Here is a 25,950-nt window from a genome sequence, read left to right on the forward strand (position 1 = left end):
GGCCCCTTACTGCGGGCCCAGCCGCGCGCGCATCCGCGCCGTGGTCAGGTGGATGGCAATGCCGGCGCCATAGGCCACCAGCACGAAGATCACCAGGCCGGTGCCCCCCATCGCCCCGGTCATCGCCAGCAGCACCGGCGTGCCCAGAAGGTTGCCAAGGTTGCCCATCTGCGCCAGCACGCCGTTCGACAGCGCCCGGTCGCCCGGCAGGCGGTTGACCTGCGGCACCGAGGCAAAGCTGCCCCCCTGCACCAGCCCGAGCGAGAGCAGCAACAGCACCGGCGGCCAGGCGCCCCCCGGGAAGACCGCCATGATGACGGCCGCCACCAGCCCGCAGGCAAAGCCCGTGACCACCACGTAGACCGCCGGGATGAAGCGCAGCAGCAGGCTGGCCAGCACCAGCGACGACAGGATCCCCGCCACCGGCAGCAGCGTCAGCAACGCCTCGCGGCTCTCCTCGGGCAGGTAGGGCGGGATCACGGTGAGCACCGCCACGAAGGTCAGCGCATAGCAGAAGAAGCCGAGGCCCGGCGCGGCGATGAAGGGCGAGGCATAGGCCGCGCGGTGCTGTCGCAGGATCAGGCGCAGGCCGGGCATGGCGCCCTCGCGCGCGCTGGCGAAATGCGGCAGCCGGCGGTCGTCGGGCAGCAGGGCCAGCAGCAGCGCCGCCATCACCACGAGGTAGCCCGCGTGGCTGAGCAGCACCAGCGGCAGCCCGCCCGCGGCCAGCAGCGGCGGCCCGATCTGGGCGTAGATGGCAAAGGCCATGCCGAAGTAGGTGGACCAGAGGGTCATGGCGACGGGGCGCGAGCGGTCGCTGGCGATCTCGGCCATCAGCGTCGGCGCGGCCACCACGATAGCCAGGTGCGACAGCCCCTCGATCCCGCGCAGGCCGAGCATGACGGGCAGCGGCGGCAGCAGCGATTCCAGCACCGAGAGCCCGGCGCCCAGGATCAGCGCCGCGATCAGCATGCGACGAAAGCCCACCCGCGCCACCATCATGCCCGCGACCAGCCCCAGCACCACGCCCATGAGCGAGATCACCGAGAGCAGGAAGCCGAGCGAGGCGCCGGCCTGCGGATAGGCCGCGGCCCAGGCCGGGAACAGCAGGGAGATCTTGCCGAACTGCGCCGCGCCGCCGAGGCCGGTGAGAAACAGCACGACGATCTGCGCCCAGGATTTCAGCTCGGACTGCGGCGCCGCGTGGATGTCGGCCGGGGTGCTCACTTGCGCCCCGGGATCTTGCCCCGCCGCGTACCGGCCGCGGGCCAGTTCTCCATCGCCTCCATCGCGTCGGCGGCGGTCTCGACAAAGCGGAAGAGCTTCAGGTCCTCCTCGGAGATCGTGCCGGCGGCGACCAGGGCGTCGAAGTTGATGACGCTTTCCCAGAAGGCCCGCCCGAAGAGCAGGATCGGCACCTGGTCCATCCGGCCGGTCTGGATCAGAGTGATCGCCTCGAAGGTCTCGTCGAGGGTGCCGAAGCCGCCGGGAAAGACCACGATCGCCTTGGCCCGCATGAGGAAATGCATCTTGCGGATGGCGAAGTAGTGGAAGTTGAAGGTGAGCTCGGGCGTGACATAGCGGTTGGGCACCTGCTCGTGCGGCAGAACGATCGACAGGCCCACCGAACGCCCGCCGGCATCGGCGGCGCCGCGGTTGCCGGCCTCCATCACCCCGGGGCCCCCGCCCGTGGTGACCACGAACTGATTGCCGCCCAGCGCCAGCGACTTCTCGGTCACCATGCGGGCGAAATGGCGCGCCTCGGTGTAGAAATGCGCCAGGTGCGCCATGCCGCTGGCCTGCTCCTCGTGCCCGGGCTCGGGGATGCGCGCGCCGCCGAAGATCACCACCGTGCTCTCGATCCCGGCCTCGTCCAGCATCAGCTGCGGCTTCAGCAGCTCGAGCTGCAGCCGCACCGGGCGCAGCTCGTCGCGGCCCATGAAGTCATCGTCGACGAAGGAGAGCCGGTAGGAAGGCGAGCGCGTCTGCGGCGTATCGGGCAGGCGATGGGTGCTCTCTATGTCGGACTGGGCGTCGCGAAAGGCGGAATGGCGCGTGTCTCTTGTCATGAAATGTCCTTTGAGCTTGCGCCCTTGATAGCGCGCGGCGGAGGGTGGTGCCATGCGATTTGCACCCGGCTGTCGCGCGCCGGACAGTCCGGCCCCCCCGCCGGGCCCGGCCGGGCATGATTGCAGCAGGGCACGACAGGCTTTATAGGGCCAGAGACCCTGCCGTCAGGACCCCATTTCAGGAGACCCATATGTCGAACGCCGCACTGGAAACCGCCATCGAAGCCGCCTGGGAGGCGCGCGACACGATCACCCCCGCCACCACCGGTGAAACCCGCGACGCCATCGAGGCCACGCTTAACGCGCTGGACAGTGGCGAACTGCGCGTGGCCGAGAAGGGCGCGGATGGCAACTGGACGGTCAACCAGTGGGCCAAGAAGGCCGTTCTGCTGGGCTTCCGCATCAAGGACATGGAACAGCACGAAGGCGGCCCGCAGGGCGCCGGCTGGTGGGACAAGGTCGACAGCAAGTTCAAGGGCTGGGGCGACGAGCAGTGGAAGGCCGCGGGCTTCCGCGCCGTGCCGAACTGCGTTGTCCGCAAGAGCGCCTATATCGCGCCCGGTGCGGTGCTGATGCCGTCGTTCGTGAACCTGGGCGCCTATGTCGACAGCGGCACCATGGTCGATACCTGGGCCACCGTCGGCTCCTGCGCGCAGATCGGCAAGAACTGCCACATCTCGGGCGGCGCCGGCATCGGCGGCGTGCTCGAGCCCCTGCAGGCCGGCCCCGTCATCATCGAGGACAACTGCTTCATCGGTGCCCGTTCCGAGGTGGCCGAGGGCGTGATCGTCCGCGAGGGCTCGGTGCTGGGCATGGGCGTCTTCCTGGGCCAGTCGACCAAGATCGTCGACCGCGAGACCGGCACGGTGTCCTACGGCGAAGTGCCGCCCTACTCCGTGGTCGTCGCGGGCACCATGCCCTCGAAGAACGGCGTGAACCTCTACTGCGCGGTCATCGTGAAGCGCGTGGACGAGCGCACCCGCTCCAAGACCGGCGTGAACGAGCTGCTGCGCGACTGATCCGCCACAGCGACCGACAGAATGCCGGGGGCGCGACGGGGATGGAACCTGTCGCGCCCCTTTTCTGTTAACCTTTCAAACAGGGCCCGCGACAGGGCCGTATCCGGAAAGGAAGAGAGACATGATCGGGTTGAGCTGGCTTGGAGCCATCATCGTCGGCGGATTCGCCGGCTGGATCGCCGGGATGATCATGAAGGCGAACAACGGCCTGATCCTGAACATCATCATCGGCATCCTGGGCGCCGTCCTGGGCAATTTCATCGCCGTGGCCATCGTGGGCAGCACGCTGATCGGCACCTTCGGACAGCTCGCCGTGGGCATCCTCGGCGCCTGCCTGCTGATCGCGCTGAGCCGATTGTTCCGGTAGCCCCCCAGGGCCCGAGGGCCGACAGCAGACAAGAGACAGACGCCCGTGGCCCCGTGCCGCGGGCGTTTTCCTTCGCGCCGGGGCAGCACGCGGCCCGTTCAAACCCAGCGCAACTCCAGCACAAAAATAAACCTTAGATTGCATTCCCGCCTGAAAAGTACCGTTTTCTAACATTTCGCAAAGACTCTGCGGTCAGGCCTCTGCCAGCCCGCCCCCCGGCAGAGAACCGGAGGGGATCCGGGCCCATCCACACGGCAACAGGAGGTGAACATGGCACATGGGGAAGATGTTCTGAGAGAGAACGAAAAGCTGCAGGTCGGCGAATTCCTCGTCTCTCCCAACGGCGGGTTCTACGCGACAATGCAATCAGACGGCAATTTCGTCGTCTACCGGGGGGCCTTCATGAACGGCGTGATGGCCTGCGGCACCAAGAAGGCCGCGGATCTCGATTTCGATCAGACCAACACCCACCTTTGGTCCTGGATCATAAATGCCAAGCGGGACGACAAGGAAAACCCGCCCCTTGGCGTCTACGAAGCGGTGATGCAGGACGACAGGAACTTCGTCATCTATGCCCAGGGCGGCCATCCCGTCTGGTCGGCGCGCAGCTACAAGGCGCCGGGGGCCCAGGATGCGCCGGCGCAGGCCCGGATCTGCGATGACGGCCGCCTCGTGGTGGAACACCCCGGGGGCGGCCATGGCGCAACGCTCTTCGACAGCAAAATAACCGACAAGCTGCTGACACCGCTCAGCAAAACCGGCAAGTTCGCCTCGGAGGACGTGCTTGCGCTCGACTACGACCTGAAGCCGGGCCATTTCCAGATGACAGGCACGCCGAAGTACGCAGCCTCTCAGACGGCGGACAACGAGACCTCGGTCCGGCAGCAGTCGAGCATGACGCTGACCTATTCAAAGACCATCACCCATTCCTTCACCTTCAAGCTCGGGATCTCGATCACCGGCACTGTCTCGGGCAAGGCCGGCGTGCCCTTCGTGGCAGAAGGAAAGGTGTCGCTCAGCACCAGCGTCTCGACCGACATGACCTGGAGCGATGGCAGCAGCACCACCGAGGCCGTCTCGGTCACGCTGCCCGTGGTCACCCCTCCGGGCAAGCGGATCGTCGGGCGGCTGCTGTGGACCGACAGCACCCTGTCCATCCCCTATGGCGCCTACCTGCTCGGGCGTTTCGAGGGGCTGTCCGAGCCGGTTCTGCTCTATACCGCCGGCAGCTATTCCGGCCTGCAATCGCACGACATGAAGATGCAATGGGCCGAGGTCGACGCCGGGACAGCCATCGCGGGCGGCACGGCGACCGGCGGCCTTGCAGGCGCGGCGCCGGCCATGGAGGACCTCGACTGGCAGGATGCCGACCCGGCGGACCTGCTCATCGAGCGGCAGGCAGAGCCCGCCGAATAGGCCCCTCAGGTGCCGGTGGAGCGCGTCTCTTCCGGCACCGGTCCCGCAGCAGGCGCGGCAGAAGGCGCAGCAGCGGGACGGGGCGGCAGGTTCGGCGGGCGATAGCTCTCGTCGGCATCATGGCGCGTCCAGACATGGGGCGAGATCTCGGCCCCCTCGGGCACCACCCTCGGCGCGCCGAGCGGAAAGTTGATGCCGCAGAACTCGCGCCCCCTCACCTTGCGGCTCGGCAGGTATTCCAGCACCCACCAGGCCCCCTTCAGCGAGACATGCATCGCGGCCAGCGGATCCGGTGCCACGTGCTTGCCGTCGTCACGCTCGCCCTTCACCAGCTTGTTCACCGTCGCGGTGCGATAGCGCAGGCCCAGCGCCCTTGTCTCCTCGATGATCCAGTCGAGCGGCAGCTTGCCCAGGCCACTGCCCGATTCCGGGTAGCCGCCGCCGATATCCCCGTGCACCCCGGCAAACCAGACCTCGCGCACGTCCTGATCCACGGCGCTCTGCCTGTCCCACAGGTTGGGGCAGAACTTGCGCTCGGGCCCCCAGAGCCGCGGCCGGAACATCCGCCGCCGTTCATCGAGCGACACCGCGTGGCGCAGGTGGCGCACGGCGGTATTGTTGCTGGTGAAGGCATGCGAGCGCAGCTGCGGCATGAACCAGCGCCGCCCCGGTTCGATCACCGAGGCCACGGTATCGAACATCGCCATGCAATGGATATGCGGCTTCAGCGGCTGCATCACCCGCTCGTGCAGGCGGATCTCCGCAAAGGCCTCGCCGCCCTCGTCCCAGACGCCCTCGCTGGCCGGTTCGCCGATGCTCTTGTAGGCGCGCCAGGCATATTTCAGCAGATTCATCTGTTCCGGCGCGATCAGCCCGAAGGCCCGCAGGAACCCCGCCAGCATGCGGGCCGAATAGGCCCCGCGGCTGAACCCGAAGAGCCAGATGCGGTCGCAGTCGCGGGTGCCGTCCTCGCCCTTCCGGCCGTGATCGTAATGGGTGCAGAGGAACTGATAGGCCTCGAGCACGTTCTCGTCGAGGCCGACCCCCGTGGCCTGGCCCCACTTCTCCTTGCGCCAGCTGCGGAACCGCGACCATGGGTCATCGGTGCCGAATGTGCCCACGCCCGGATCGTAGAAGACCACCTGGTGCGGTCCCTTCTCCAGCGTGCCGTAGAGCCGCAGCACGTTCGAGCGTTTCCGTGAGATCTGGTTCGACGTGCCATCGAGCAGGATGACGATGTCCTTGGCCATCTGGCCCTCCCCCATTTTCCGACCCATTTTCCGAAACGCCGCTCTCCGGCGGCCATTCCCCTTTGACGGGAAGGCTATCAGCATTTTCCCGTCAGGAATACGCAGGAAAGCTTTACTTGGCGCCGCAATTCTGAGAAGCCCCGCGCAAAGCCGAAAGGATTGCCAGATGTCCGCCGACAGCCCGGAAAAGCCCGTGAAAAAGGAAAAGAAGCCCAAGCGTCAGCAGGTCTTTACCCTGCTGGTCGAGGTGGGCCGCAAATCCGGCGATGGCCTGCCCGAGGGCAGCACCGGCGCGGCGCTGATGTGCTATGCCTCCGGCGTGGACGAGGCCGAGGCCGTGCGCGAGACGGTGGCGATCCTGAAGCAGGCCGACCTGGCGCCGCTGGATGTCTCGGGCTACGGCACCCTCGACGAGCGCCTGGCCGAGGGCCACGACATCTCGGACGAGGAGCGCGGCCTGATGGCCCGGGCGCTCGACGAGAACTCGGTGATCGTGGCGCAGATGACGCCCTTCTTCGATGCCCCCGAGGGCCGCGCCGAGGCCGAGAAGCGCCGCCCCAACTGACCCACCGCAGGCGCGGGCGTGCCTGCCCCCTTCAGCGCCCCCTTGGCTCCCCCCTTTGCACTGGCGGCGAAACAGGCTAGCCATGCGGCAAACCTTCTGCCGCAGGATGTCTCCCCATGCCCGCCTCCGCCCCCCATGCGCCCGTCGATCCCGTCGAACTGACCGCAGAGCTGATCCGCTGCCCCTCGGTGACCCCCGAGGAAGGCGGCGCGCTCACCCTGCTGGAGGACCGGCTGAGCGCCGCGGGCTTCACCTGCACCCGCGTCGAGCGTGGCGGGATCAGCAACCTCTTTGCCCGCTGGGGCGAAAAGGGCGCCGCGAAAAGCTTCGGCTTCAACGGCCATACCGATGTGGTGCCCGTGGGCGATACCGCGGCCTGGACGGTCGATCCCTTCGGCGGCGCGGTGAAGGACGGCATCCTCTGGGGCCGTGGCGCCACCGACATGAAATCCGGCGTGGCGGCCTTTGTCGCGGCGGCCATCGACTTCGTCCGGACCACCCCGCCCGAGGGCGCGCTGGTGCTGGCGCTGACCGGCGACGAGGAGGGCGATGCCACCGACGGCACCGTGGCCCTGCTCGACTGGATGGCGGCAGAGGGCGAAACCATGAGCGCCTGCATCGTGGGCGAACCCACCTGCCCCGACACCATGGGCGAAATGATCAAGATCGGCCGGCGCGGCTCTATGACGGCCTGGTTCACGGCGACCGGGGTGCAGGGGCATTCCGCCTATCCGCATCGCGCGAAAAATCCGCTGCCCGCCATGGCACGGCTGATCGACCGGCTGGCCAGCGCCGAGCTCGACACCGGCACCGACCATTTCGATGCCTCGACGCTGGCCGTGGTGCAGTTCGACACCGGCAATACCGCCACCAACGTGATCCCGGCCCAGTGCCGCGCGGCGGTGAACATCCGCTTCAACGATGCCCATACCGGCGCCGAGCTCTCGACCTGGCTGAAACGCGAGGCACAGGACGTCAGCCGGATGTTCGACGTGGTGATCGAGACCGAGGTGAAGATCAGCGGCGAGAGTTTCCTGACCCCGCCGGGCGACTTCTCTGCCATGATCGTCCGCGCGGTCGAGGCCGAAACCGGCGTGACACCCGAGATGTCCACCTCGGGCGGCACCTCGGATGCACGCTTCGTCAAGGACATCTGCCCGGTGGTGGAACTGGGCCTGGTGGGCAAGACCATGCACCAGGTCGACGAATGCGTACCGGTGGAACAGATCACCCAGCTCAAGGCGATCTATGCCCGGGTGCTCGCGGACTACTTCGCGTGAGCGACTGGATCATCGAGGCGGTCGCCGATCCCTCGACCTGCTTCGCGCTCCGCCACGAGGTCTTCGTCGAGGAACAGGGATTTTCCGAGGCCGAGGAATACGACGCGCTGGACGATGGCGCGATCCACCTGCTGGCCAGCCAGGGCGGCGTCGCGCTCGGCACCGCGCGGCTGATCCTCGAGGACGTGGCGACCGGCCGCATCGGGCGCATCTGCGTGGTGCGCGAGGCCCGCGGCACCGGCCTCGGCGCGGCGATCGTGCAGGAGGGCATCGCCCGCCTGCAGGCCCTGGGCCGAAACCGCATCCTGCTGGGCGCCCAGCTGCGCGCGGCGGGCTTCTATGCGCGTCTCGGCTTCGTCCCTTCCGGCCCGGTCTATGACGACGAGGGCGTACCCCACCAGGAAATGGCATTGCAGATCTGAGCGGGCGGGGGCCCTGCCCCCGGTGCCTTCGGCCCCTTCCCCGGGATATTTACGGCCAGATGACAGGGGAGCACGCCGGCTCTCTCATCTGGCCCCAAATATCCCCGCCGGAGGCATGCGACCGTGACGCGCAACCACGCTGCCGATTTCGCGATGACGGCGCAGGCGGCCCGTGATACATCGCGGATATGGCACAGCTCCCCTCCAAGCAGGAGATCCTCGACTGGATCGCTGCGAATCCCACCCAATCGGCCAAACGCGACATCGCCAAGGCCTTCGGCATCAAGGGCGCGGCCCGGATCGACCTCAAGCGCCTGCTGAAGGAGCTCGAGGACGAGGGCCACCTGGAAAAGCGCAAGAAGACCTATCGCGATGCAGACAGCCTGCCGCCGGTCTCGGTGCTGCAGGTGACAGGCCCCGACGAGGACGGCGACCTGACGGCGCGTCCGCTGGAGTGGCAGGGCGAGGGCCCCGAGCCCGTGATCCGCATGGTGCTGCGCCAGAGCGACCCGGCGCTGGGTGCCGGTGACCGTATCCTGGGCAAGCTGTCGCGCATCGGCAACGAGAACGCCTACGAGGCGCGGCTGATCCGCAAGATCGGCTCGAACCCGGTGCGCATTCTCGGCGTTTTCCGCGCCGGGGCCGAGGGCGGGCGCATCCTGCCCGTGGACAAGGGCCAGGACCGCGAGTGGATCGTGCCCATGGGCGCCACCCACGGCGCCAGGGACGGCGAGCTGGTCGAGGCCGAGCAGGCCGGGCCGAAATCCCGCATGGGCCTGCCCAAGGCCCGCATCGTCGAGCGCCTGGGCGATCCCAGCGCGCCGCGCGCCGTCAGCCTGATCGCCATTCACCAGCACGGCATTCCCGACGCCTTCCCCGACAAGGTGATCGAGGAAGCCGACCGGATGAAGCCCGCGGGCCTTTCGGGCCGCGAGGACATGCGTGACATGCCCCTGGTCACCATCGACCCCGCCGATGCCCGCGACCACGACGACGCCTGCTATGTCGAGCTGGACGAGGACCCGAAGAACGAGGGCGGCTTCATCATCTGGGTCGCCATCGCGGACGTCGCCCATTACGTCAAGCCGGGCACCGCGCTCGACCGCGAGGCGCGCAAGCGCGGCAATTCCAGCTATTTCCCCGACCGTGTCGTGCCGATGCTGCCCGACCGGCTCTCGGGCGATCTCTGCAGCCTGCACGAGGGCGTGCCGCGCGCCTGCATCGCGGTGCGCATGCGGATCAGTGCCCAGGGCCACAAGATCGACCACAGCTTCCACCGCGGGCTGATGCGTTCGGCCGCCTCGCTGCATTACGGCGAGGTGCAGGAGGCCTATGACGGCACCCCCAACGACAAGACCGGGCCGCTGCTGGAAGAGGTGATCAAGCCGCTCTACGGCGCCTATCACGCGCTGCGCGCCGCGCGGCACGAGCGTCAGCCGCTCGATCTCGACCTGCCCGAGCGCCGCATCGTTCTGGGCGAGGACGGCAAGGTGGCCTCGGTCAACTTCCGCGACCGTCTCGATGCCCACAAGCTGATCGAGGAATTCATGGTGCTGGCCAATGTCGCCGCCGCCGAGACCCTGATCAAGAAGAACTCTCCCCTGCTCTTCCGCGTCCACGAGGAGCCCGAGCAGAGCAAGCTCGAATCGCTGCGCGAAACCGCGCAATCGGCGGGCTTCAACCTGGCCAAGGGGCAGGTGCTGAAGACGGCGCATCTGAACCGCCTGCTGAACGATGCCGCCGGCACCGAACATGCCGAGCTGATCAACATGTCGACCCTGCGCTCGATGAACCAGGCCTATTACAGCCCGCAGAACTTCGGCCACTTCGGCCTGGCGCTGCAGCATTACGCGCATTTCACCTCGCCGATCCGGCGCTATTCCGACCTGATCGTGCACCGCGCGCTGATCTCGGCGCATCACTGGGGCGGCGCGCGCCCCGATGACGGGCTGACGGCGCTCGAAATCGAGGGGCTGGAGGAAACCGCCACCCATATCTCGATGACCGAGCGGCGCTCGATGATGGCCGAACGCGACACCACCGACCGCTACCTGGCCGCCTATCTCAGCGAACGCGTGGGCAGCGAGATGACCGGGCGGATCAGCGGCGTGGCACGTTTCGGCGCCTTCGTGCGCCTGGACGAGACCGGCGCCGACGGGCTGATCCCGATCCGCTCGCTGGGCCGCGAGTATTTCCATTTCGACCGCGAGGCCATGACGCTGATGGGCTCGGAAACCGGGATGACGATCCAGCCCGGCCAGCATGTGACCGTGAAGCTGGCCGAGGCCGTGCCGGTCACGGGCGGCATCGCGCTGGAGCTGCTGGCGCTGGAAGACGCCGAGGTGCCGCAGGGCCCGCGCTATCACAAGCGTTCGAAATCGGGCGGCAAGCCGCGCAAGGGCTCCGGCCCGTCGAAACGCAAGCTGGTGCGCGCCGGCCGGAAGAAGGCCGCGACCGCCAAGAAGGTCAAGCGCACCCGCAGCTGATCCCTGACGCAGCGTCGGTTGCCGCGCGCGCCCTCACGGGCCATTGACCGGTGCGCGCCGCATCCCCAGATTGCAGTCAGACCCGCAATCCTGCGGGCTCGACGATGGACTCGTGAGGGAATTGTCGATGCTGGAGCTTGTGACCAGAACCTGAAGGTTCCGAAGACCTCGGAACACACAGCGGGCGACTGCGGGGGATGCCTCCGCCGGTCTCCCTGTCTCTGGTTCAGATACAGGTTTCAATCCCATGAACATCTCGAAACGGGAACAGCGCGTGCTGCACGTGCTGGCCCAGGGCGGTTGCATCCGCTTTACCCGGGGCCCCAACGGGCGCCTGACCGAGGTCTGGTGCGTGACCCATGACGGCGCGATCCTGAGCGATTGCACCCTCGAGGTCGTCGGCCGGCTGCGGCGCAGGCAGCTGATCCGGTCGCAGGCCTCCGCGCCCTACCGGATCTCCGAGGCCGGGCGGCGCGCCGTCCGGGCCCAGCCCGACAACCGTACCGGGTAGACCCCGCCCCCGGCGCCACGCCCGGAGCCTGTCGCATTCGCGCGGCAGGTTCCGGGCAATCCCGGGGCATCCCCTTCTGCAGGCTTTGGATTTTCGTGATTCCGGGGTAGCATGGTCGAAACATATAAAAATCGAGCAGCTGGAACCCTTATGACATGCGAGTTTTCTCTCAGGTAGCCCCACAGGCGATCACCATGGCCGTTGCCCTGGCCCTGCCGGCGTTCCCGGCCCTGGCCACGGCCCCCGATCACGCGCTGCGCCCCCATGCGCGGCCCGACAGCATCCGACAGGCCGCCCCCGCCACCGCGGCGCGCTATTCCGCCGCCGATGTCGCGGCGGATGCGATCACCGTGCTGGCCTCGCTCGAACCGGTGGCGCCGCCGCCGAACCTGGCCGAAACCGCCGCGGTGGAGAGCGCCGCCGAGGACGAGGTGAGCCGCGCCAGCGTCTCGTTCAGCCTGCGCCCCGTGCGCCGGCCCAGCGGGCTGATCACCAGCGCGACCAGCGCGCCGGTCCCCGCGGCCCCCGCCGTGGCGATCGTCGATCCCGGCTTCAGGAACTGGCTCGCGGGCTTCCGCGGCCGGGCCCTGGCCCAGGGCATCACCCCCGCCACCTTCGACCGCGCCTTCCTGAATGCCACGCTGCTGCCCGAGATCATCAAGAAGGATCAGAACCAGGCCGAGTTCACCAAGGGCCTGGGCGATTACATGTCCTCCGCGGTTTCGGACACGCGGGTCAGCAATGGCCGGCAGAAGTTCTCGGAATACCGCAGCACCTTCAATGCCATCGGGCGTCACTATGGCGTGCAGCCACAATATGTTGCGGCCATCTGGGGCATGGAGACCAATTATGGTAGCTATCGCGGCAACACGCCGCTGATCTCGGCCATGGCGACGCTTGCCTACGAGGGCCGCCGGAGAGAGTTCTACGAGACCCAGCTCGTCTCGCTGCTGCGCACGGTGCAGCACGGCGACACCACCCCCGAGCGCATGGTGGGCAGCTGGGCCGGGGCCATGGGCCACACCCAGTTCATGCCCACCAGCTACGAGGAATACGCGGTGGATTTCACCGGCGACGGCCGGCGCGACATCTGGTCGGACGATCCCACCGATGCCCTGGCCTCCTCGGCGGCCTACCTGTCGAAATTCGGCTGGATCGACGGCATGCCCTGGGGGATGGAGGTAACCCTGCCGCGCGGCTTCGATTACAACCTCGTCGGCACCACCAAGAAGATGCCCTCCGACTGGGCGCGGATGGGCGTGCGGGCCACCCAGGGCCAGATGCGCGATTACGGCTCGGCACGGATCCTGCTGCTGACCGGGGCGCAGGGCCCGGCCTTCATGGTCTTCAAGAACTTCGACGTCATCAAGCGCTACAACAACGCCGACAGCTATGCCCTTGCCGTGGGCCTGCTGGGCGACCGGATCGCCGGCCACGGGCCGCTGCACACCGCCTGGCCCACGGGCGAGCGCGGGCTGAAAAAGGCCGAGCGGATCGAGCTTCAGGAGCTGCTGACGCGGCGCGGATTCTCGACCGGCGGCGCAGACGGCATCCTCGGCAGCAACAGCGTGACCGCGATCCGCGCCTATCAGCGCAGCCAGGGGATGATCCCCGACGGCTATGCCACGCCGGCCCTCCTGCAACGCCTGAGATGACCCCGGGGCAGCCTCCCCGGTTCCGGGGAGGCCAGGCCGCCGCCGCCGTCCCGACGACGAAAAGCGGGCCAAAAACCCGCCCTGACGGCGCCGGGACAGGGCGCCGCGCTTGCCATTTGCGCCCATCCGTGCACAGGTTAAGCCGTGACCGCGACAGGGAAATCCTCCGGCAGCGCCGGGGGCCACCGCGCCGCGGATAGCGATCACCGCCGCCGCCGCGCGGCAGGAGCAACCGGGCCGGATGACACAGACCGCAGGCATCACCACGCAGGACGCACCGGGGTCCCTCCCGCAGGGCCACGGCCATGGCCTCTCGGCGGCCCGGATCGCCGGGCTGATCGCCTGCCCCGCCTGCGATGCCGTCTATACCGCCGTCATGCCGGAAAACGGCGAACGCGCCTGCTGCACCCGCTGCGGGCACGTGCTGATCGCGCCGCGCAAGGGGGCGGGCAAGCGCATCATCGCCGTCTCGCTGGCCGTCGTGGTGCTGGTGCTCTCGGCGGCCTTCTATCCCTTCCTGTCGATTTCCGAGGCCGGCCTCGCCAATACCACCTCGATCATGCAGGCCGCGATGAGCTTTACCGACTCGGGCATGCTCACCGTGCTGTCGCTGGCGCTGGTGCTGATGATCGTTCTGATCCCCGCCGCCCGCGCCCTGCTGGCGGTCTACGTCATCCTGCCGCTCACCTGGGACCGCCCGCCCTGGCCCCATGCCGCCGCCGCCTTCCGCCTGGCCGAACGGCTGCGCCCCTGGTCCATGGCCGAGATCTTTGCCATCGGCTGCGCCGTGGCGCTGGTCAAGATCGGCGCCATGGTCTCGGTGGTGCTCGGCCCGGCCTTCTGGATGTTCGCGGTTCTGGTGGTGCTGGTGGTGATCCAGGACACGCTGATGTGCCGCTATTCCGTCTGGACGGAACTGGACCGGTACGCCTCATGAAGACCGCGCGCGAAATGGGCCTCGTGGCCTGCCGGGAATGCAACCGGGTCTGGCCCATGGGCACGCCCACCTGCGGCCGCTGCGGCCAGCACCTGCGCTCGCGCGATCCGCTGGCCCTGCAGAAGGTCTGGGCCTGGTGGCTGGTCGGGCTGATCTGCTACTTCCCCGCCAACGTCTATCCGATGCTGCGCACCGAGGTCTTCGTCACCACCTACAACCAGACCATCGTCGGTGGCGCGCTCGAGCTCTGGCACGAGGGCAGCTATGCGGTCTCCGGTGTCATCCTGCTGGCCTCGGTCTTCATTCCCACGGCCAAGTTCATCGCCATTGCCGCCCTGGCCTTCTCCGTGACCGGGCGCAGCCGCCTGTCCCAGCACCACCGGCAGATGCTCTACGAGGTGGTCGAATTCATCGGGCGCTGGTCCATGGTCGACGTCTTCGTGGTGGCGATCCTGTCCTCGCTGGTGCACCTGGGCGCGATCCTGTCGATCACCCCGGGGCGCGCGGCGCTCTTCTTTGCACTGACCGTGATCACCACGATGATCTCGGCCAAATGCTTTGACAGCCGCCTGATCTGGGACGAAAACCCGACGGAGTCGCTGCAACCGCCGCCGCAATTGCCGCACCTGCCACATCCGCACCTGCCTCACCGCCATTCCACTGCCGCTTCGCAGCAGGAGATTCTGCACAAGGACGCCTCTACGTGAGCGACGACAAGACTCCCGACACCCAGCCCGAAAACACCCCCGACGGCCAGCCGCCGAAGGTCACGGTCGAACCCAGGCGGCGCTCGTTCTGGGAACGGGTCTCCATCGTCTGGGTGATCCCGCTGCTGGCGCTTGCCATCGCCGTCGGCGTCGCCTGGGAAAACTTCAACGAGCGCGGGCCGCTGATCACCATCACCTTCACCACCGCCGAGGGGATCGAGGCCGGCAAGACCGAGCTGCGCTATCGCGACGTGGTCGTGGGCATGGTCGAGGATGTCTCCTTCTCCAACAACCTGCGCGAGGTCAAGGTCGCGGTCCGGCTGCATCGCGACATCGTCGACTATGTCGATTCCACCGCGAATTTCTGGGTCGTCCGCCCCGAGGTCAGCACCCGCGGCATCACCGGGCTCGGCACCGTGCTCACCGGCGTCTACATCCAGGGCATGTGGGACGAGGAACCCGGCGATCCGCAGACCGAGTTCGAGGGCATGTCGCGCCCGCCGCTGAACCAGCAGGGCCGCCCCGGCACCACCATCCGCCTGCGCGCCGCCCCCGACGGCAGCCTGACCAGCGACACGATGATCGAATACCGCGGCATCGAGGTCGGTCAGCTCGGCGAGGCCGAGATTTCCGCCGACGGCACCACCGTGGCCGCCGATGCCATCATCTATGCCCCCCATGACAAGCTGATCACCTCCGGCACCCGCTTCTGGGACAGCTCCGGTTTCAGCTTCTCGCTCGGGCCGGGCGGGGCCAAGCTCGATTTCGATTCCCTTGCCACCCTCGTCTCGGGCGGCATCACCTTCTCCACGATCACCTCGGGCGATGCCCAGGCCAAGCCCGGCGATGCCTTCACCGTCTACTCCGACGAGAACACCGCCCGCGCCAGCCTCTATTCCGAGGAAGCCGGCGATGCGCTGATCTTCACCGCCTTCTTCGAGCAGAACCTGCCCGGGCTGCAGGTGGGCGCGCCTGTCACCTACGGCGGGCTGCAGGTGGGTCAGGTCACCTCGCTCAACGGCATCGTCAGCCAGGAGCGCTTCGGCGACGACGACCTGCACCTGGCCACCTCCTTCACCATCCAGCCCGCGCGCCTCGGCATCGAGAACCCAGAGAGCGGCGAGCCTGACGAGGACGGCGAGGCCGCCATGGCCTTCCTGCAGGAACAAGTGACCGAGGAGGGACTGCGCGCCCAGCTGGCCACCGCCTCGATCTTCACCGGCGGGCTCAAGATCAACCTGGTCGACGTGCCCGATGCCCCTGCCGCCACCATCGAGGAAGACGCCCAGCCGGATCCCGTCTTCCCGACGACCGAGGCCAATATCTCGGACGTCAGTGCCAATGTCGAAGGTGTCTTCGAGCGGATCAACAGCCTGCCCATCGAGGAGCTGATGCAGAGCGCCATCAACACGATGGACTCGGTCTCCTCGCTGCTCGGCAATTCCGAGACCCAGGCGATCCCGGGCGAGGTCAACCAGATCCTGGCCGATACCCGGAACCTGATCGGTTCCGACTCCGTGCAGGCCCTGCCGGGCGAGCTCTCCAACTTCGTCGCGTCCCTCGACACTCTGGTGACCGCGCTCAACGAGAAGGACGCCGCCACAAGCGTTCTGACCGCGATCGACGACGTCTCTGCCGCCGCCAATGCGGTGACCGCCGCCGTGGCCGACGTGCCGCAGCTGGTCAACCGCATCGACACCGTGGCCCAGGGTGCCGAGAGCATCGAGTTCAAGCAGCTGTCGCAGAACCTCGATTCGCTGATCAAGTCGATCAACGGCATCGTCGACACCGCCGGCGCCCGCGACCTGCCCAAGGAACTTGGCGGCGCCCTGACACAGCTGCGCGACGTGCTGAAACAGCTGCAGGACGGCGGGCTTGTGGCCAATGCCAACGATGCCCTCGCCTCTGCGGCCGCCGCCGCCGACAGCATCAACGCCGCCGCGCAGGATCTGCCGGACCTGGTGGATCAGGCCAATGCCCTCATGGCGCAGGCCTCGGAAACCCTCGCGGGCTACGACGCGCGGTCCGGGATCGGGCGTGACCTGACCCGCACCATGAACGAGGTCCAGTCGGCCGCCGCCGCGGTGGCCGCCCTCGCCCGCGAGATCCAACGCCACCCCAATTCGCTGCTATTCGGAAGATGAGACGCCCCATGATGCACCGCACAGACCCCCGCACCCGTCTCCGGCCCTCCGGCAAGCGCGCCGGCCTGCGCAGCGCCGGGCGCGCCGCCACCCTGGCCCTGCTGGGCGGGCTGGCGCTGGCGGGCTGTTCCAGCAACGAACAGCTCTTCACCGTGCCCAGCCTGCCCGATGCCGGGGCCCAGCGCGTTGCCTCGCGCTATGCCACCATCGAGGTGAACCAGATCGACATGCCCGATTACGCCTCGGACGAGGCCATGGCGATGCGGCAGCCCGACGGCAGCGTTAAGGCCTCGCGCGACCTGCTCTGGGCCGATCAGCCGCCGCGGGCGATGACCCTCGAGATGGCGCGCTACCTGACCCAGATCACCGGTGCCAAGGTCGCCTCCGAGCCCTGGCCCTTCCTCGACCTGCCCGATGCCACCGTCGAGGTGCGGCTGGAACAGATGCTGGCGGAATCGAACGATACCTTCCGCATGTCCGGCCAGTATTTCGTGGCCCCCGAGACCGGCACCGGCCGCAGCGAGCTCTTCGACATCTCGGTGCCGATGGACATCTCCAAGGGGCCGACGGGCGTGGCCGCGGCCCGCAGCGCCGCCACCCTGCAGCTGTCGCGCCTGATCGCGTCGAAGGGCCTGCGCTGAGGCGCCTCGCGGTCGCCTGACGGTCACCTGACGGGCCACAACGAAATATAAACCCCCGGGTCGCAGGATGCGGCCTCCTTTCGTGAAACGAAGGTTGCGATGCGATCCGGGTGTTTTCTCCGGCCTGAACGGGCCCTCACCGTGCTGTTCCTGCTCTGGCTGCCGCTGGCACCCGGCCCCGCGCCGGCGTCCGAGCCGCTGCCGGTGATCCCCGACACTGCGCCCGACACTGCATTCGACACTGCCCCTGATGCCCCCGCCGCGAACGGGCCCCGCAGCCTCTTCGACGGGCCCGGGCCACAGCCGCTCTTTGCAGGCCAGCCCGCCCGCATCATCATGAACAGCGCCAGCGGCGCGCTGATCCGGCCCGGCGCCTCGGTGCTGGTGCCGCCCGACGGCACCGCCCTGCCCGCCGCCCTGCCCGTCATGCCCGAGGCCCCCGGCGGCCAGGCCGCCCCCGGCCCCTTCCTGCCCTTCGTCACCGCACTGCAGATCCTGCCGCCCACCGCCACGCTGGAGCAGCGGATGGAGGCCGGCATCGCCAGCCTCTTCGCCGACCGTGCCCGCAGCGGCTTCTTCGCGCCGCTGCCGCCGCGGCTGCGCCCCGCACCGGGCGGCAGCACCGCGGGCGGCGCGGCCTTCTACATCCCCCTCGGTCCCGAGGCCGAGATGCTGCGCCACCTGATCGCCCGGGCCGAGGCCGGCGCCGCCGGCTATGATGCGGTGGTCCTCGCCGCCACCCGCCGCCCGGCGAAACGCCCCACCGACATGACCCTGGGCGAGATCTACGACTGGATCGCCGCCACCCCGGGCCAGCACCATGCCATCGGCCGCTACCAGTTCATTCCCTCGACCCTGAAACGCCTGGCCGGACAGCTCGGCGCCGGCCCCCGCGCCCGTTTCACCCCCGAGCTTCAGGACCGTTTCGCCGATCTCCTCTTCGAGGAGGCCGGCTATTCCGCCTTCCGCGCCGGCCAGATCACCCGCCACGGCTTCATGAACAACCTCGCCCGGATCTGGGCCGGCCTGCCCACCTCCTCCGGGCGCTCCTACTACGAGGGCTATGCCGGCAATTCCGCCGTGCTCACCTGGGCCCGCTACGACGCCGAGATGGCGCGCATCTTCCGCGCCTGATCCCGCGCCGCGCCCCCCTTCCCCGCGCAATTTCTCAGGCCCCCCGTGTCGAAACTGCACCGCCGCCCGGGCATTGCCTGCGCCGCCGCTCTCGCCATTTGCGCGAAACCCGGCCCGGTGCTCTACTCCGGACAGAGCGCCGGCCTGCGGCGCAACCACCTGACATCCTGCCCTTTTTCCAGAGGTCCGACATGGAAACCACGGCGCCCGATTCGCTCTATGCCGGCATCACCGTCTCGGCGCTCTCGCTGCTTCAGCTCAGCATCGGGCTGATGATCGTGCTGCCGCTGGCGGTCACCGCGGGTTTCTACACCGGGCGCTGGCAGCGCCGTCGCCGCCTGGCCCGCGGCGCCGATGTCGACATCAGCATCGGCGATACCTCCCTCGGCGCGATCCTGGCACTGCTCGGGCTGATCCTCGCCTTCACCTTCGGCAATGCGCTCTCGACCTTCCAGGTGCAGAAACAGGCGCTTCTGGCGGAATCCTCGGCCCTGGGCACCGCCTTCCAGCGCGCCGACTACCTGCCGGAACCGGGCCGCACCACGCTTCAGGCCGACCTGCTCGCCTATGCGAAGACCCGCGTCATCCCCGATGGCGGCGTGGGCCATTCCCGCGCGGAACTGAACGCCTTCCTCGCCACCACCATGGCGGCCCAGGACAGGCTCTGGCCCGACACGCTCGCCGCCACCCGTGTCACCGGGCCTGACGGCGCCGAACTGGTGCCGCCCCCGGTTCAGACCTTTGCCGCCGGGGCGGTCAACGCCGTGCTCGATGCCCATCTCGCCCGGATCCAGACCTTCTCGGTGCCGGTCTCCGAGGTCAGCCTGCTGATGACCCTCTCGATCGCGCTGCTGGCGCTCTACCTGCTGGCCTTCCGCGAGGCGATCAACGGCAATGCGATCACCTGGCGCACCTTCGTCTTTGCCACCATGCTCTGGGTGGTGATGGTCACCATCCTCGACACCCAGCGCGGCCAGTCCGGCTTTGTCCAGGAGGACGACGGCGTGCTGCGGGCCACGATCAGCGGCATGGAACAGGCCCTGGCCACACCACCCGCCACACAATAATCGCCCTCTGCGCCGCTGGGCATTTGCGGTGCGCCGCGGGCTGGGCTACGGTCCGCGCGGCCCCGCGATTTCGGCCGTACCTCATTGCCTCACAAGACAAAGTAGCCGCCGATGGATCCCACACTGACCGCCGCCATGTACCGCAGCATCAACCAGCCGATGCTGCCGCTGCTGACGGTCGAACTGCTGCTGCTGGTGATCCTGCCGGCCGCGACGCTGCTCGGGCACCGGGCCGGGCGCATCCGCCACGGCCAGGTCGCGCGCCGCGGCCAGCTGCTCGATGTCAGCGTCGGCGATACCACCCTGGGGGCGATCCTGGCGCTGCTCGGCCTGATCCTAGCCTTCACCTTCAGCAATTCGCTCGGCATCTTCCAGACGCAAAAGGCCGCCCTGCTGGGCGAGGCCAGCGCCATCGCCGGCGCCTTCCAGCACGCCGATTTCGCCCCCGAGCCCGAGCGCAGCACCCTTCAGCACGACCTGCTCGCCTATGCCGAAACCCGGGTGATCCCCGACAGCGGCGTCGGCTACAGCATGGAGGAGGTGAAGGATTTCCTCAGCGTCTCGCTGGCCGCCCAGGGCAATCTCTGGCCCGATACCCTGGCCGCGATGAACGCGAAACTGCCCGATGGCAGTGCCGCCGTGCCCGCACCGCTGCAGTCGCTGCTGGCCGCCACGGTCACCAGCATCTTCGACGCCCACCTGGCGCGGATGCAGTCCTTTGCCACGCCGGTTTCCGTCGTCAGCCAGATGATGACCCTGGCGCTGGTGCTGCTGGCGCTCTTCCTGCTGGCCTATCGCGACGGCGCGAATGACCACCCGCTGACCTGGCGCACCTTCGTCTTCGCGCTGATGCTCTGGGTGGTGATCTCCACCATCATGGACACCCAGCGCGGACAGTCCGGCTTTGTCCAGGAAGACGACAGCGTGCTCACCGCCACCATCGTCGAGATGCGCATGGCCATGGGCATGCCCGCCTATCCCGACGGCATGGCGCCCGACTAGGGCGCCGCCGCCCGGCCCCATTTCAGACCCTAATTTCGGGCCCAATTTCGGGCCCTTCACTCCATGTAGCGCTGTTGCAGGTCCGCGGTGCTGCGCTGGCCCAGGTCGTCGAAATGCGCCTCCAGCCATTCCGCGGTCACCCGCTGGCCCACCCCGTGCAGCCGCGTCAGCAGCCGCCAGCCCGGCAGCATCTTCGACTTCAGCGGGATGTCCAGGAAGGTCTCCTGGTCGTGGATCTCGTGGATCCGGAGCCGCTGCACCGCGCGGACCACCTCGGCGGTCTTCTTCGGCAGCTTCGCCTCGTTCAGCGCGCTCTGCAGCGTCACCAGCCCCCGCACCTCCTTGATCAGACCCAGGTTGAAGGTGATCTCGCTCACCCGGTCGGAAATCTCGTCGCGGTTCTTCGGCGGCTGGGTCCTCTGGCGCGGGTTGATGGTGACCAGCAGCAGGTCGTCGCTCGGGCTCTCCGCCACCAGCGGCATCAGCGGCGGGTTCGAGCTGTAGCCGCCGTCCCAGTATTCCTGCCCGTCAATGACCACCGGCGGAAAGGCCAGCGGCAGGCAGGCCGAGGCCAGCACCGCATCCGCGCTCAGGTCCTCGTTGCGGAATATCCGCGCCGCCCCGGTAGAGACATCGGTGGCCGAGATGAAGAGCCGCGGCGCGTCGGGCGCCCGCAGCGCCTCGAAATCCACGTGTTCCACGATCAGCTCGCGCAGCCCGTCCAGCGCCGGCTTGCCGGTTTCCGGCGAGAGGTTGAAGCTGACGTTGCCGCCCGACATCAGCGTCCACCAGGCCTTGCTGGCCGAGACCATGCCGGGAAAGGCCTCCATCACGTCGAGCGCCGGGTTCAGCCGCCGCGCGGTGCGGTTGACGCCCTTCCAGAACGCCCAGAGCTGATGCTGGGCATGTTCGCGCCCGCCGGTGGCCAGCCCCGAGGCCGCGACCACGGCGTTCATCGCCCCGGCACTGGCGCCGCTGATCGAGGCGGGGATGATCCGCTCGTCCCCGAGCAGGCAGTCGAGCACGCCCCAGGTAAAGGCGCCATGGGCCCCTCCGCCCTGCAGCGCCAGATCGAGTTTCAGCGGCCCTGCGGCGGCGTCACGAGCGGCGGTCTTCGGCATCTGGCATCTCCCTGCAATGCGCGTGCTGCGCTGCGGCAAGACTAGGCCCCTCGCGCCATGGGTGTCGACCGGGAAAACACTTCTACCACCCCGGGGTCAGGATGTGTCGCAGCAGGGCCACCGGATGCATCTTCAGGGAGAATCTGGTCGAGACGTAATCCTCCACCACGTGCTCTCCCTGGGTCATCTCGGGCAGCAGGGCGGCAGGCTCCACGATGCCCTCGCCCTCGATCTCGCCGGAAAACAGCGGCAGCTGCGCGCCCGGCCGCAGCGCCTTGGCCTCCCAGAGCGCCTCGCGGCGGCTGAGGCCCATGGAGGCAAAGGCATCCGCCTCGGCCAGGCGCTCGATCATGTGCACCGGCGTGCCCGCCCGCCGCCAGACCTCCTCGACGCTCAGGAATCCGTTGCCCCGCGCCCCCGCGATCCAGACCGCCTCCTCCTCGCGCAGCCGGCGGATCTGCCGGAACCCAAGCCGGATCGCCCGGTCGCCGCGGCGGTCGCGCTCCAGCACGTTGTCCCAGTAGCTCTCGTTCACGTCGATCGGCAATATGTTCACCCCGTGCTCGCGGGCATCGCGGATGATCTGCGCCGGGGCATAGAACCCCATGGGCTGCGAATTCAGCAGCGCACAGGCATAGATCGCCGGGTAATGGCACTTGATCCAGGCGCTGGCATAGACCAGCAGCGCGAAACTCGCCGCGTGGCTCTCGGGAAAGCCGTAGCTGCCGAAGCCCTCGATCTGGCTGAAGCAGCGCTCGGCAAACTCCATGTCATAGCCGTTCTTCGCCATCCCGCGCAGGAAGCGGCCGCGAAACTCGCTGACGTTGCCATGCTTCTTGAAGGTCGCCAGGCTGCGCCGCAGCCGGTCCGCCTCGGTCGGCGAGAATCCCGCCCCGATGATGGCGATCTGCATCGCCTGCTCCTGGAACAGCGGCACGCCCAGGGTCTTTCTCAACACCTCGCCCAGCGCATCGGAGGGGAATGTCACCTCCTCCTCGCGGTTCCGCCGCCGGATGTAGGGATGCACCATGTCGCCCTGGATCGGCCCCGGCCGGATGATCGCCACCTCGATCACCAGGTCGTAGAAGGTGCGCGGCTGCATCCGCGGCAGGAAATTCATCTGCGCCCGGCTCTCCACCTGGAACACCCCGACGGAATCGGCCCGGCTCAGCATCTGGTAGACCGCCGGATCCTCCTGCGGGATCGTCGCCAGCGTCAGGCTGCGCCCCTCGTAATCGCGCAGCAGGTCAAAGGCCTTGCGCAGGCAGGTCAGCATGCCCAGCGCCAGCACGTCGACCTTCAGGATGCCCAGGGTGTCGATGTCGTCCTTGTCCCAGCAGATGACCGTACGGTCCTCCATGGTGGCATTCTCGATCGGCACCAGCTCGTCCAGCCGCCCCTCGGTGATCACGAAGCCGCCCACGTGCTGGCTCAGGTGGCGCGGAAAGCCCTCGATCTCCTGCACCAGCTTCACCACCAGGCCCAGCCGGTGATCGCGAATGTCGAGGCCGATCTCGGCCAGCCGCTCCGCCGTCAGCCCCTCGCGCGCGCTATAGCCCCAGAGCTGCCCGGCCATCACCGTCACCGTGTCCAGGCTCAAGCCCAGCGCCATGCCCACCTCGCGGATGGCGCGCTTGCCGCGGTAATGGATCACCGTGGCGCAGAGGCCCGCACGGTGCCGGCCATAGCGGTCATAGATCCACTGGATCACCTCCTCGCGCCGCTCGTGCTCGAAATCCACGTCGATGTCGGGGGGCTCGTCCCGCGCCTCGCTGACGAACCGCTCGAAGACCATCGTGCCCACCTCCGGGCTGACGCTCGTCACCCCCAGGCAGTAGCAGACCACCGAGTTCGCGGCACTGCCCCGCCCCTGGCACAGGATCCCGCGCGAGCGGGCGAACTGCACGATGTCGTGCACGGTCAGGAAATAGGGCTCGTATTTCAGCTTGGCGATCAGCTGCAGCTCATGGGCCATCTGCCGCCGCACCTTCTCCGGCGCGGTGTTCTCGGGATAGCGCCAGCGCAGCCCGTCCTCGGCCAGCCGCGCCAGCCGCTGCGTGGCGGTCTCGCCCGCGGTCCCCTCGCTGGGATATTCGTATTTCAGCTCGTCGAGCGAGAACCGCAGCTCCTCTTCCAGGGCACAGGCATTGTCCACCGCCTCCGGATAGTCCCGGAACACCCGCCGCGTCTCGTATTCCGAGCGGATGCGCCGCTCGGCGTTGATCTGCGCGTCATAGCCCAGCCGGTCCACCGTCACGCCCTTGCGGATGGCGCAGAGCGTGTCGACCACCCGGCGGCGATGGCCGTGGTGCATCAGCGGCCGGCAGCTCGCCACCAGCTTCAGCCCGCACTCCGCCGCCCAGCGCGCGGCGCGGGCATGGCGCTCCACGTCGCGCCCGTCATAGAGCGGCGACATGCCCAGGTACATCTGCGGCCCCAGCGCCCGGATCATCCGCCGCGCCGCGCGCCACCATTCCGCCTCGCCCGCATCCCAGGGGCGCTGGCGCAGCGGCGTGTGCAGGATCAGCCGGATGCCCGCCATGGCGCCGGGCTCCAGCAGGTCGTCGGGCCGGATCGCCGCGCCGCCCTTGGGCGCCCGCAGCCGCCCGCGCGACAGCACCCGGCAGAGCCGCCCCCAGCCGTCGCGGTTTTCCGGCAGGGCGGTGATCTCCATCCCGTCGGTCAGCACCAGCCGCGCCGCCGGGATCAGCCGCGGGCAGGACAGCCGCGGCGGATCGGGCAGATGGGCAGGCTTCGGCGGGCCGATCAGCCCTTGGGCGGCGTCAAAGGCATCGCGCTCGGCCTGCTCGCGGGCGATCTCGCGCGCCGCGGCATGGGCCCGCACGATGCCCGCCACCGAGTTCTCGTCGGCAATGGCCACGCCGGCCATGCCCATGCCCGCCGCGCGGCGCATGAACTCCTCCGGGTGCGAGCCCCCGACGAGAAAGGTGAAATTGCTGGTGACGGACAATTCGGCAAACATGGTGACTCGGCACTATATTCACCTTTTGTTCTCATTTGGAGTCCTTTTGAACGGGTCCCTTGGGGACGCCGCGGAACTCACCTGCGGAAAGGAAAGGGCTCAGACGTCGCCGGCGTTCGACAGCATGATCGCCACCGGCCGCGTCACCGCGATCTCGGCCAGCACGATGATCAGGCTGGCGGTCAGCGGCACGGCCAGCACGGCCCCCGAAATGCCCCAGATCGTGCTCCAGAAAGCCAGGGCAAAGAGCACCACGAAGGGGCTCAGGTTGAAGGCCCGGCTCATCATCCGCGGCTCCAGCACGTAGCCCACGAAGAGCTGCGCGACGGAGAGCGCCAGCGCCACCGCGATGGTCTTGGGGATCGAGCCGAACTGCGCCAGGCTCAGCAGCACCGGAAAGATCACCCCGATCCAGGAGCCGATATAGGGGATGTAGTTGAACAGCCCGATCAGCACCGCCCAGAAAAAGGCGAACTCCACCCCCATCAGCTTCATGATGGCAAAGGAGATCAGGCCGAGGATGACGTTCACCACCGTCTTGACCGAGAGGTATTCGCCCACCCGCTCGTTGACCCGCGTCAACAGCGCCATGGTCCGCTCGCGCTGGTCGGCATCGGAAATCGCCAGCGCCAGCTTGTGCTCCCAGTTGTCGCGCTCGGCCAGGAAGAAGGCGGCATAGAGCACCACCAGGAACAGCGTGCCGCCGATCCCGCGCAGCGAATAGAGCACCGGGGACACGACCGCCTGGATATTGACCTGGTCGATGGTCAGGCTGCGCACCGAGGCCCATGTGGGCTCGTCGTCCACCCCGACGAGCTGGGCGCCCTGGGTGATCAGCAGGTTGAGGTTGTCCTCGTATTTCGGAAGCGCCGCCACCACCGCGGCAAAGGTGTCGATCAGCTTGGTGAAGAACAGCACCAGCAGAACGGTGAAGACGGTGATCACCAGCGTCCGCTGCACCGTCAGCGGCAACCGCCCCAGCAACGGCACCCGCCGCACGTGGCGCGTCAGCGAGCTGAGCACGTAGAGGGCGATCATGGCGATCATGACCGGCAACAGCAGGGACTTGCCCATCCGGAAGAGCCATCCGACCATCAGCATGAGGGCGATCAGATAGGTGAAGTCACGCAGTCGGGAGGTCATCAACCCTCGCTAGGTCGTCCGGAGGAAGCCC

The 25,950-nt window shown here is 68.2% G+C and carries 22 protein-coding genes; 16 read left to right on the plus strand and 6 right to left on the minus strand.

Features of this window, described 5'->3' with window-relative positions; all coding sequences use genetic code 11:
• Positions 1 to 6: 6 nt before the first annotated feature.
• Complete coding sequence (locus AC0WR5_RS18435) at positions 7 to 1,227, minus strand: MFS transporter (RefSeq protein WP_475865263.1); 1,221 nt, start codon at positions 1,225 to 1,227, stop codon at positions 7 to 9.
• The gene (locus tag AC0WR5_RS18440; protein WP_475865264.1) at positions 1,224 to 2,069 is read right to left on the minus strand and encodes an LOG family protein; all 846 of its coding nucleotides are present in this window, start codon (positions 2,067 to 2,069) and stop codon (positions 1,224 to 1,226) included. The genes AC0WR5_RS18435 and AC0WR5_RS18440 overlap by 4 nt, the downstream gene beginning before the upstream one ends.
• 191 nt (positions 2,070 to 2,260) lie before the next feature.
• Between AC0WR5_RS18440 and dapD the strand changes: the two genes are divergently transcribed.
• The 3 genes from dapD to AC0WR5_RS18455 all read left to right on the plus strand — a co-directional run bounded on the left by dapD (position 2,261) and on the right by AC0WR5_RS18455 (position 4,871).
• A complete protein-coding gene (gene dapD / locus AC0WR5_RS18445; RefSeq protein ID WP_475865265.1) occupies positions 2,261 to 3,088 on the plus strand; it encodes a 2,3,4,5-tetrahydropyridine-2,6-dicarboxylate N-succinyltransferase in 828 nt (275 codons plus the stop codon).
• A 121-nt stretch (positions 3,089 to 3,209) separates the two neighbouring features.
• Positions 3,210 to 3,455 carry a GlsB/YeaQ/YmgE family stress response membrane protein gene (locus tag AC0WR5_RS18450; RefSeq protein WP_475865266.1) on the plus strand — a complete coding sequence of 82 codons (246 nt, stop codon included), beginning with the start codon at positions 3,210 to 3,212 and terminating at the stop codon, positions 3,453 to 3,455.
• A 270-nt stretch (positions 3,456 to 3,725) separates the two neighbouring features.
• Positions 3,726 to 4,871: an ETX/MTX2 family pore-forming toxin gene (locus tag AC0WR5_RS18455; protein WP_475865267.1), complete on the plus strand. Its 1,146-nt coding sequence runs from the start codon at positions 3,726 to 3,728 to the stop codon at positions 4,869 to 4,871.
• 5 nt (positions 4,872 to 4,876) lie between these two features.
• Here the strand turns inward: AC0WR5_RS18455 and AC0WR5_RS18460 are convergent, their stop codons facing one another.
• Positions 4,877 to 6,121, minus strand: coding sequence for a T6SS phospholipase effector Tle1-like catalytic domain-containing protein (locus AC0WR5_RS18460; protein WP_475865268.1), 1,245 nt, complete (start codon positions 6,119 to 6,121; stop codon positions 4,877 to 4,879).
• Between the two features lie 166 nt (positions 6,122 to 6,287).
• On the opposite strand from AC0WR5_RS18460, the gene AC0WR5_RS18465 reads away from it, so the two are divergent.
• The 13 genes from AC0WR5_RS18465 to AC0WR5_RS18525 all read left to right on the plus strand — a co-directional run bounded on the left by AC0WR5_RS18465 (position 6,288) and on the right by AC0WR5_RS18525 (position 20,672).
• Positions 6,288 to 6,686: a hypothetical protein gene (locus AC0WR5_RS18465; RefSeq protein ID WP_475865269.1), complete on the plus strand. Its 399-nt coding sequence runs from the start codon at positions 6,288 to 6,290 to the stop codon at positions 6,684 to 6,686.
• Between the two features lie 116 nt (positions 6,687 to 6,802).
• Positions 6,803 to 7,966: a succinyl-diaminopimelate desuccinylase gene (dapE, locus tag AC0WR5_RS18470; protein ID WP_475865270.1), complete on the plus strand. Its 1,164-nt coding sequence runs from the start codon at positions 6,803 to 6,805 to the stop codon at positions 7,964 to 7,966.
• Complete coding sequence (locus AC0WR5_RS18475; protein WP_475865271.1) at positions 7,963 to 8,388, plus strand: GNAT family N-acetyltransferase; 426 nt, start codon at positions 7,963 to 7,965, stop codon at positions 8,386 to 8,388. The genes dapE and AC0WR5_RS18475 overlap by 4 nt, the downstream gene beginning before the upstream one ends.
• Positions 8,389 to 8,576: 188 nt before the next feature.
• Positions 8,577 to 10,874: a ribonuclease R gene (rnr, locus tag AC0WR5_RS18480; protein WP_475865272.1), complete on the plus strand. Its 2,298-nt coding sequence runs from the start codon at positions 8,577 to 8,579 to the stop codon at positions 10,872 to 10,874.
• A 247-nt stretch (positions 10,875 to 11,121) separates the two neighbouring features.
• The gene (locus AC0WR5_RS18485) at positions 11,122 to 11,385 is read left to right on the plus strand and encodes a YjhX family toxin (protein WP_475865273.1); all 264 of its coding nucleotides are present in this window, start codon (positions 11,122 to 11,124) and stop codon (positions 11,383 to 11,385) included.
• A 155-nt stretch (positions 11,386 to 11,540) separates the two neighbouring features.
• Positions 11,541 to 13,040 (plus strand): lytic murein transglycosylase, encoded by a 1,500-nt coding sequence (locus AC0WR5_RS18490; RefSeq protein ID WP_475865274.1) that lies wholly within the window; start codon positions 11,541 to 11,543, stop codon positions 13,038 to 13,040.
• Positions 13,041 to 13,281: 241 nt separating this feature from the next.
• A complete protein-coding gene (locus tag AC0WR5_RS18495; protein ID WP_475865275.1) occupies positions 13,282 to 13,977 on the plus strand; it encodes a paraquat-inducible protein A in 696 nt (231 codons plus the stop codon).
• Positions 13,974 to 14,684 (plus strand): paraquat-inducible protein A, encoded by a 711-nt coding sequence (locus tag AC0WR5_RS18500; RefSeq protein ID WP_475865276.1) that lies wholly within the window; start codon positions 13,974 to 13,976, stop codon positions 14,682 to 14,684. The genes AC0WR5_RS18495 and AC0WR5_RS18500 overlap by 4 nt, the downstream gene beginning before the upstream one ends.
• Positions 14,681 to 16,828 (plus strand): PqiB family protein, encoded by a 2,148-nt coding sequence (locus tag AC0WR5_RS18505; RefSeq protein WP_475865277.1) that lies wholly within the window; start codon positions 14,681 to 14,683, stop codon positions 16,826 to 16,828. Before AC0WR5_RS18500 ends, AC0WR5_RS18505 begins: the two co-directional genes overlap by 4 nt.
• Before the next feature lie 8 nt (positions 16,829 to 16,836).
• A complete protein-coding gene (locus AC0WR5_RS18510; RefSeq protein ID WP_475865278.1) occupies positions 16,837 to 17,469 on the plus strand; it encodes a PqiC family protein in 633 nt (210 codons plus the stop codon).
• A 141-nt stretch (positions 17,470 to 17,610) separates the two neighbouring features.
• Entirely contained in the window at positions 17,611 to 18,603 is a 993-nt protein-coding gene (locus AC0WR5_RS18515) for a lysozyme family protein (RefSeq protein ID WP_475865279.1), read from the plus strand.
• 191 nt (positions 18,604 to 18,794) lie between these two features.
• Complete coding sequence (locus AC0WR5_RS18520; RefSeq protein ID WP_475865280.1) at positions 18,795 to 19,670, plus strand: hypothetical protein; 876 nt, start codon at positions 18,795 to 18,797, stop codon at positions 19,668 to 19,670.
• Positions 19,671 to 19,781: 111 nt separating this feature from the next.
• On the plus strand, positions 19,782 to 20,672 hold the full coding sequence (locus tag AC0WR5_RS18525) for a hypothetical protein (RefSeq protein ID WP_475865281.1): 891 nt from the start codon (positions 19,782 to 19,784) through the stop codon (positions 20,670 to 20,672).
• Positions 20,673 to 20,728: 56 nt separating this feature from the next.
• On the opposite strand, the gene AC0WR5_RS18530 is transcribed toward AC0WR5_RS18525, so the two are convergent.
• The 3 genes from AC0WR5_RS18530 to AC0WR5_RS18540 all read right to left on the minus strand — a co-directional run bounded on the left by AC0WR5_RS18530 (position 20,729) and on the right by AC0WR5_RS18540 (position 25,919).
• The gene (locus AC0WR5_RS18530; protein WP_475865282.1) at positions 20,729 to 21,793 is read right to left on the minus strand and encodes a patatin-like phospholipase family protein; all 1,065 of its coding nucleotides are present in this window, start codon (positions 21,791 to 21,793) and stop codon (positions 20,729 to 20,731) included.
• Positions 21,794 to 21,875: 82 nt separating this feature from the next.
• Entirely contained in the window at positions 21,876 to 24,776 is a 2,901-nt protein-coding gene (locus AC0WR5_RS18535) for an error-prone DNA polymerase (protein WP_475865283.1), read from the minus strand.
• 99 nt (positions 24,777 to 24,875) lie between these two features.
• The gene (locus AC0WR5_RS18540) at positions 24,876 to 25,919 is read right to left on the minus strand and encodes an AI-2E family transporter (protein WP_475865284.1); all 1,044 of its coding nucleotides are present in this window, start codon (positions 25,917 to 25,919) and stop codon (positions 24,876 to 24,878) included.
• Positions 25,920 to 25,950 lie beyond the last annotated feature (31 nt).

The organism is Pseudooceanicola sp. DL12 (genome assembly GCF_056270665.1).

What these genes read in the sequence shown, in the direction of transcription:
- AC0WR5_RS18495 (WP_475865275.1), top strand. Translation starts at nt 13,282, where the DNA reads ATGACACAGACCGCAGGCATCACCACGCAGGACGCACCGGGGTCCCTC.
- AC0WR5_RS18530 (WP_475865282.1), bottom strand. Translation starts at nt 21,793, where the DNA reads ATGCCGAAGACCGCCGCTCGTGACGCCGCCGCAGGGCCGCTGAAACTC.
- rnr (WP_475865272.1), top strand. Translation starts at nt 8,577, where the DNA reads ATGGCACAGCTCCCCTCCAAGCAGGAGATCCTCGACTGGATCGCTGCG.
- AC0WR5_RS18485 (WP_475865273.1), top strand. Translation starts at nt 11,122, where the DNA reads ATGAACATCTCGAAACGGGAACAGCGCGTGCTGCACGTGCTGGCCCAG.
- AC0WR5_RS18490 (WP_475865274.1), top strand. Translation starts at nt 11,541, where the DNA reads ATGCGAGTTTTCTCTCAGGTAGCCCCACAGGCGATCACCATGGCCGTT.
- AC0WR5_RS18460 (WP_475865268.1), bottom strand. Translation starts at nt 6,121, where the DNA reads ATGGCCAAGGACATCGTCATCCTGCTCGATGGCACGTCGAACCAGATC.
- AC0WR5_RS18455 (WP_475865267.1), top strand. Translation starts at nt 3,726, where the DNA reads ATGGCACATGGGGAAGATGTTCTGAGAGAGAACGAAAAGCTGCAGGTC.
- AC0WR5_RS18525 (WP_475865281.1), top strand. Translation starts at nt 19,782, where the DNA reads ATGGATCCCACACTGACCGCCGCCATGTACCGCAGCATCAACCAGCCG.
- AC0WR5_RS18500 (WP_475865276.1), top strand. Translation starts at nt 13,974, where the DNA reads ATGAAGACCGCGCGCGAAATGGGCCTCGTGGCCTGCCGGGAATGCAAC.
- AC0WR5_RS18465 (WP_475865269.1), top strand. Translation starts at nt 6,288, where the DNA reads ATGTCCGCCGACAGCCCGGAAAAGCCCGTGAAAAAGGAAAAGAAGCCC.
- dapD (WP_475865265.1), top strand. Translation starts at nt 2,261, where the DNA reads ATGTCGAACGCCGCACTGGAAACCGCCATCGAAGCCGCCTGGGAGGCG.
- AC0WR5_RS18440 (WP_475865264.1), bottom strand. Translation starts at nt 2,069, where the DNA reads ATGACAAGAGACACGCGCCATTCCGCCTTTCGCGACGCCCAGTCCGAC.
- AC0WR5_RS18510 (WP_475865278.1), top strand. Translation starts at nt 16,837, where the DNA reads ATGATGCACCGCACAGACCCCCGCACCCGTCTCCGGCCCTCCGGCAAG.
- AC0WR5_RS18450 (WP_475865266.1), top strand. Translation starts at nt 3,210, where the DNA reads ATGATCGGGTTGAGCTGGCTTGGAGCCATCATCGTCGGCGGATTCGCC.
- AC0WR5_RS18535 (WP_475865283.1), bottom strand. Translation starts at nt 24,776, where the DNA reads ATGTTTGCCGAATTGTCCGTCACCAGCAATTTCACCTTTCTCGTCGGG.
- dapE (WP_475865270.1), top strand. Translation starts at nt 6,803, where the DNA reads ATGCCCGCCTCCGCCCCCCATGCGCCCGTCGATCCCGTCGAACTGACC.
- AC0WR5_RS18540 (WP_475865284.1), bottom strand. Translation starts at nt 25,919, where the DNA reads ATGACCTCCCGACTGCGTGACTTCACCTATCTGATCGCCCTCATGCTG.
- AC0WR5_RS18520 (WP_475865280.1), top strand. Translation starts at nt 18,795, where the DNA reads ATGGAAACCACGGCGCCCGATTCGCTCTATGCCGGCATCACCGTCTCG.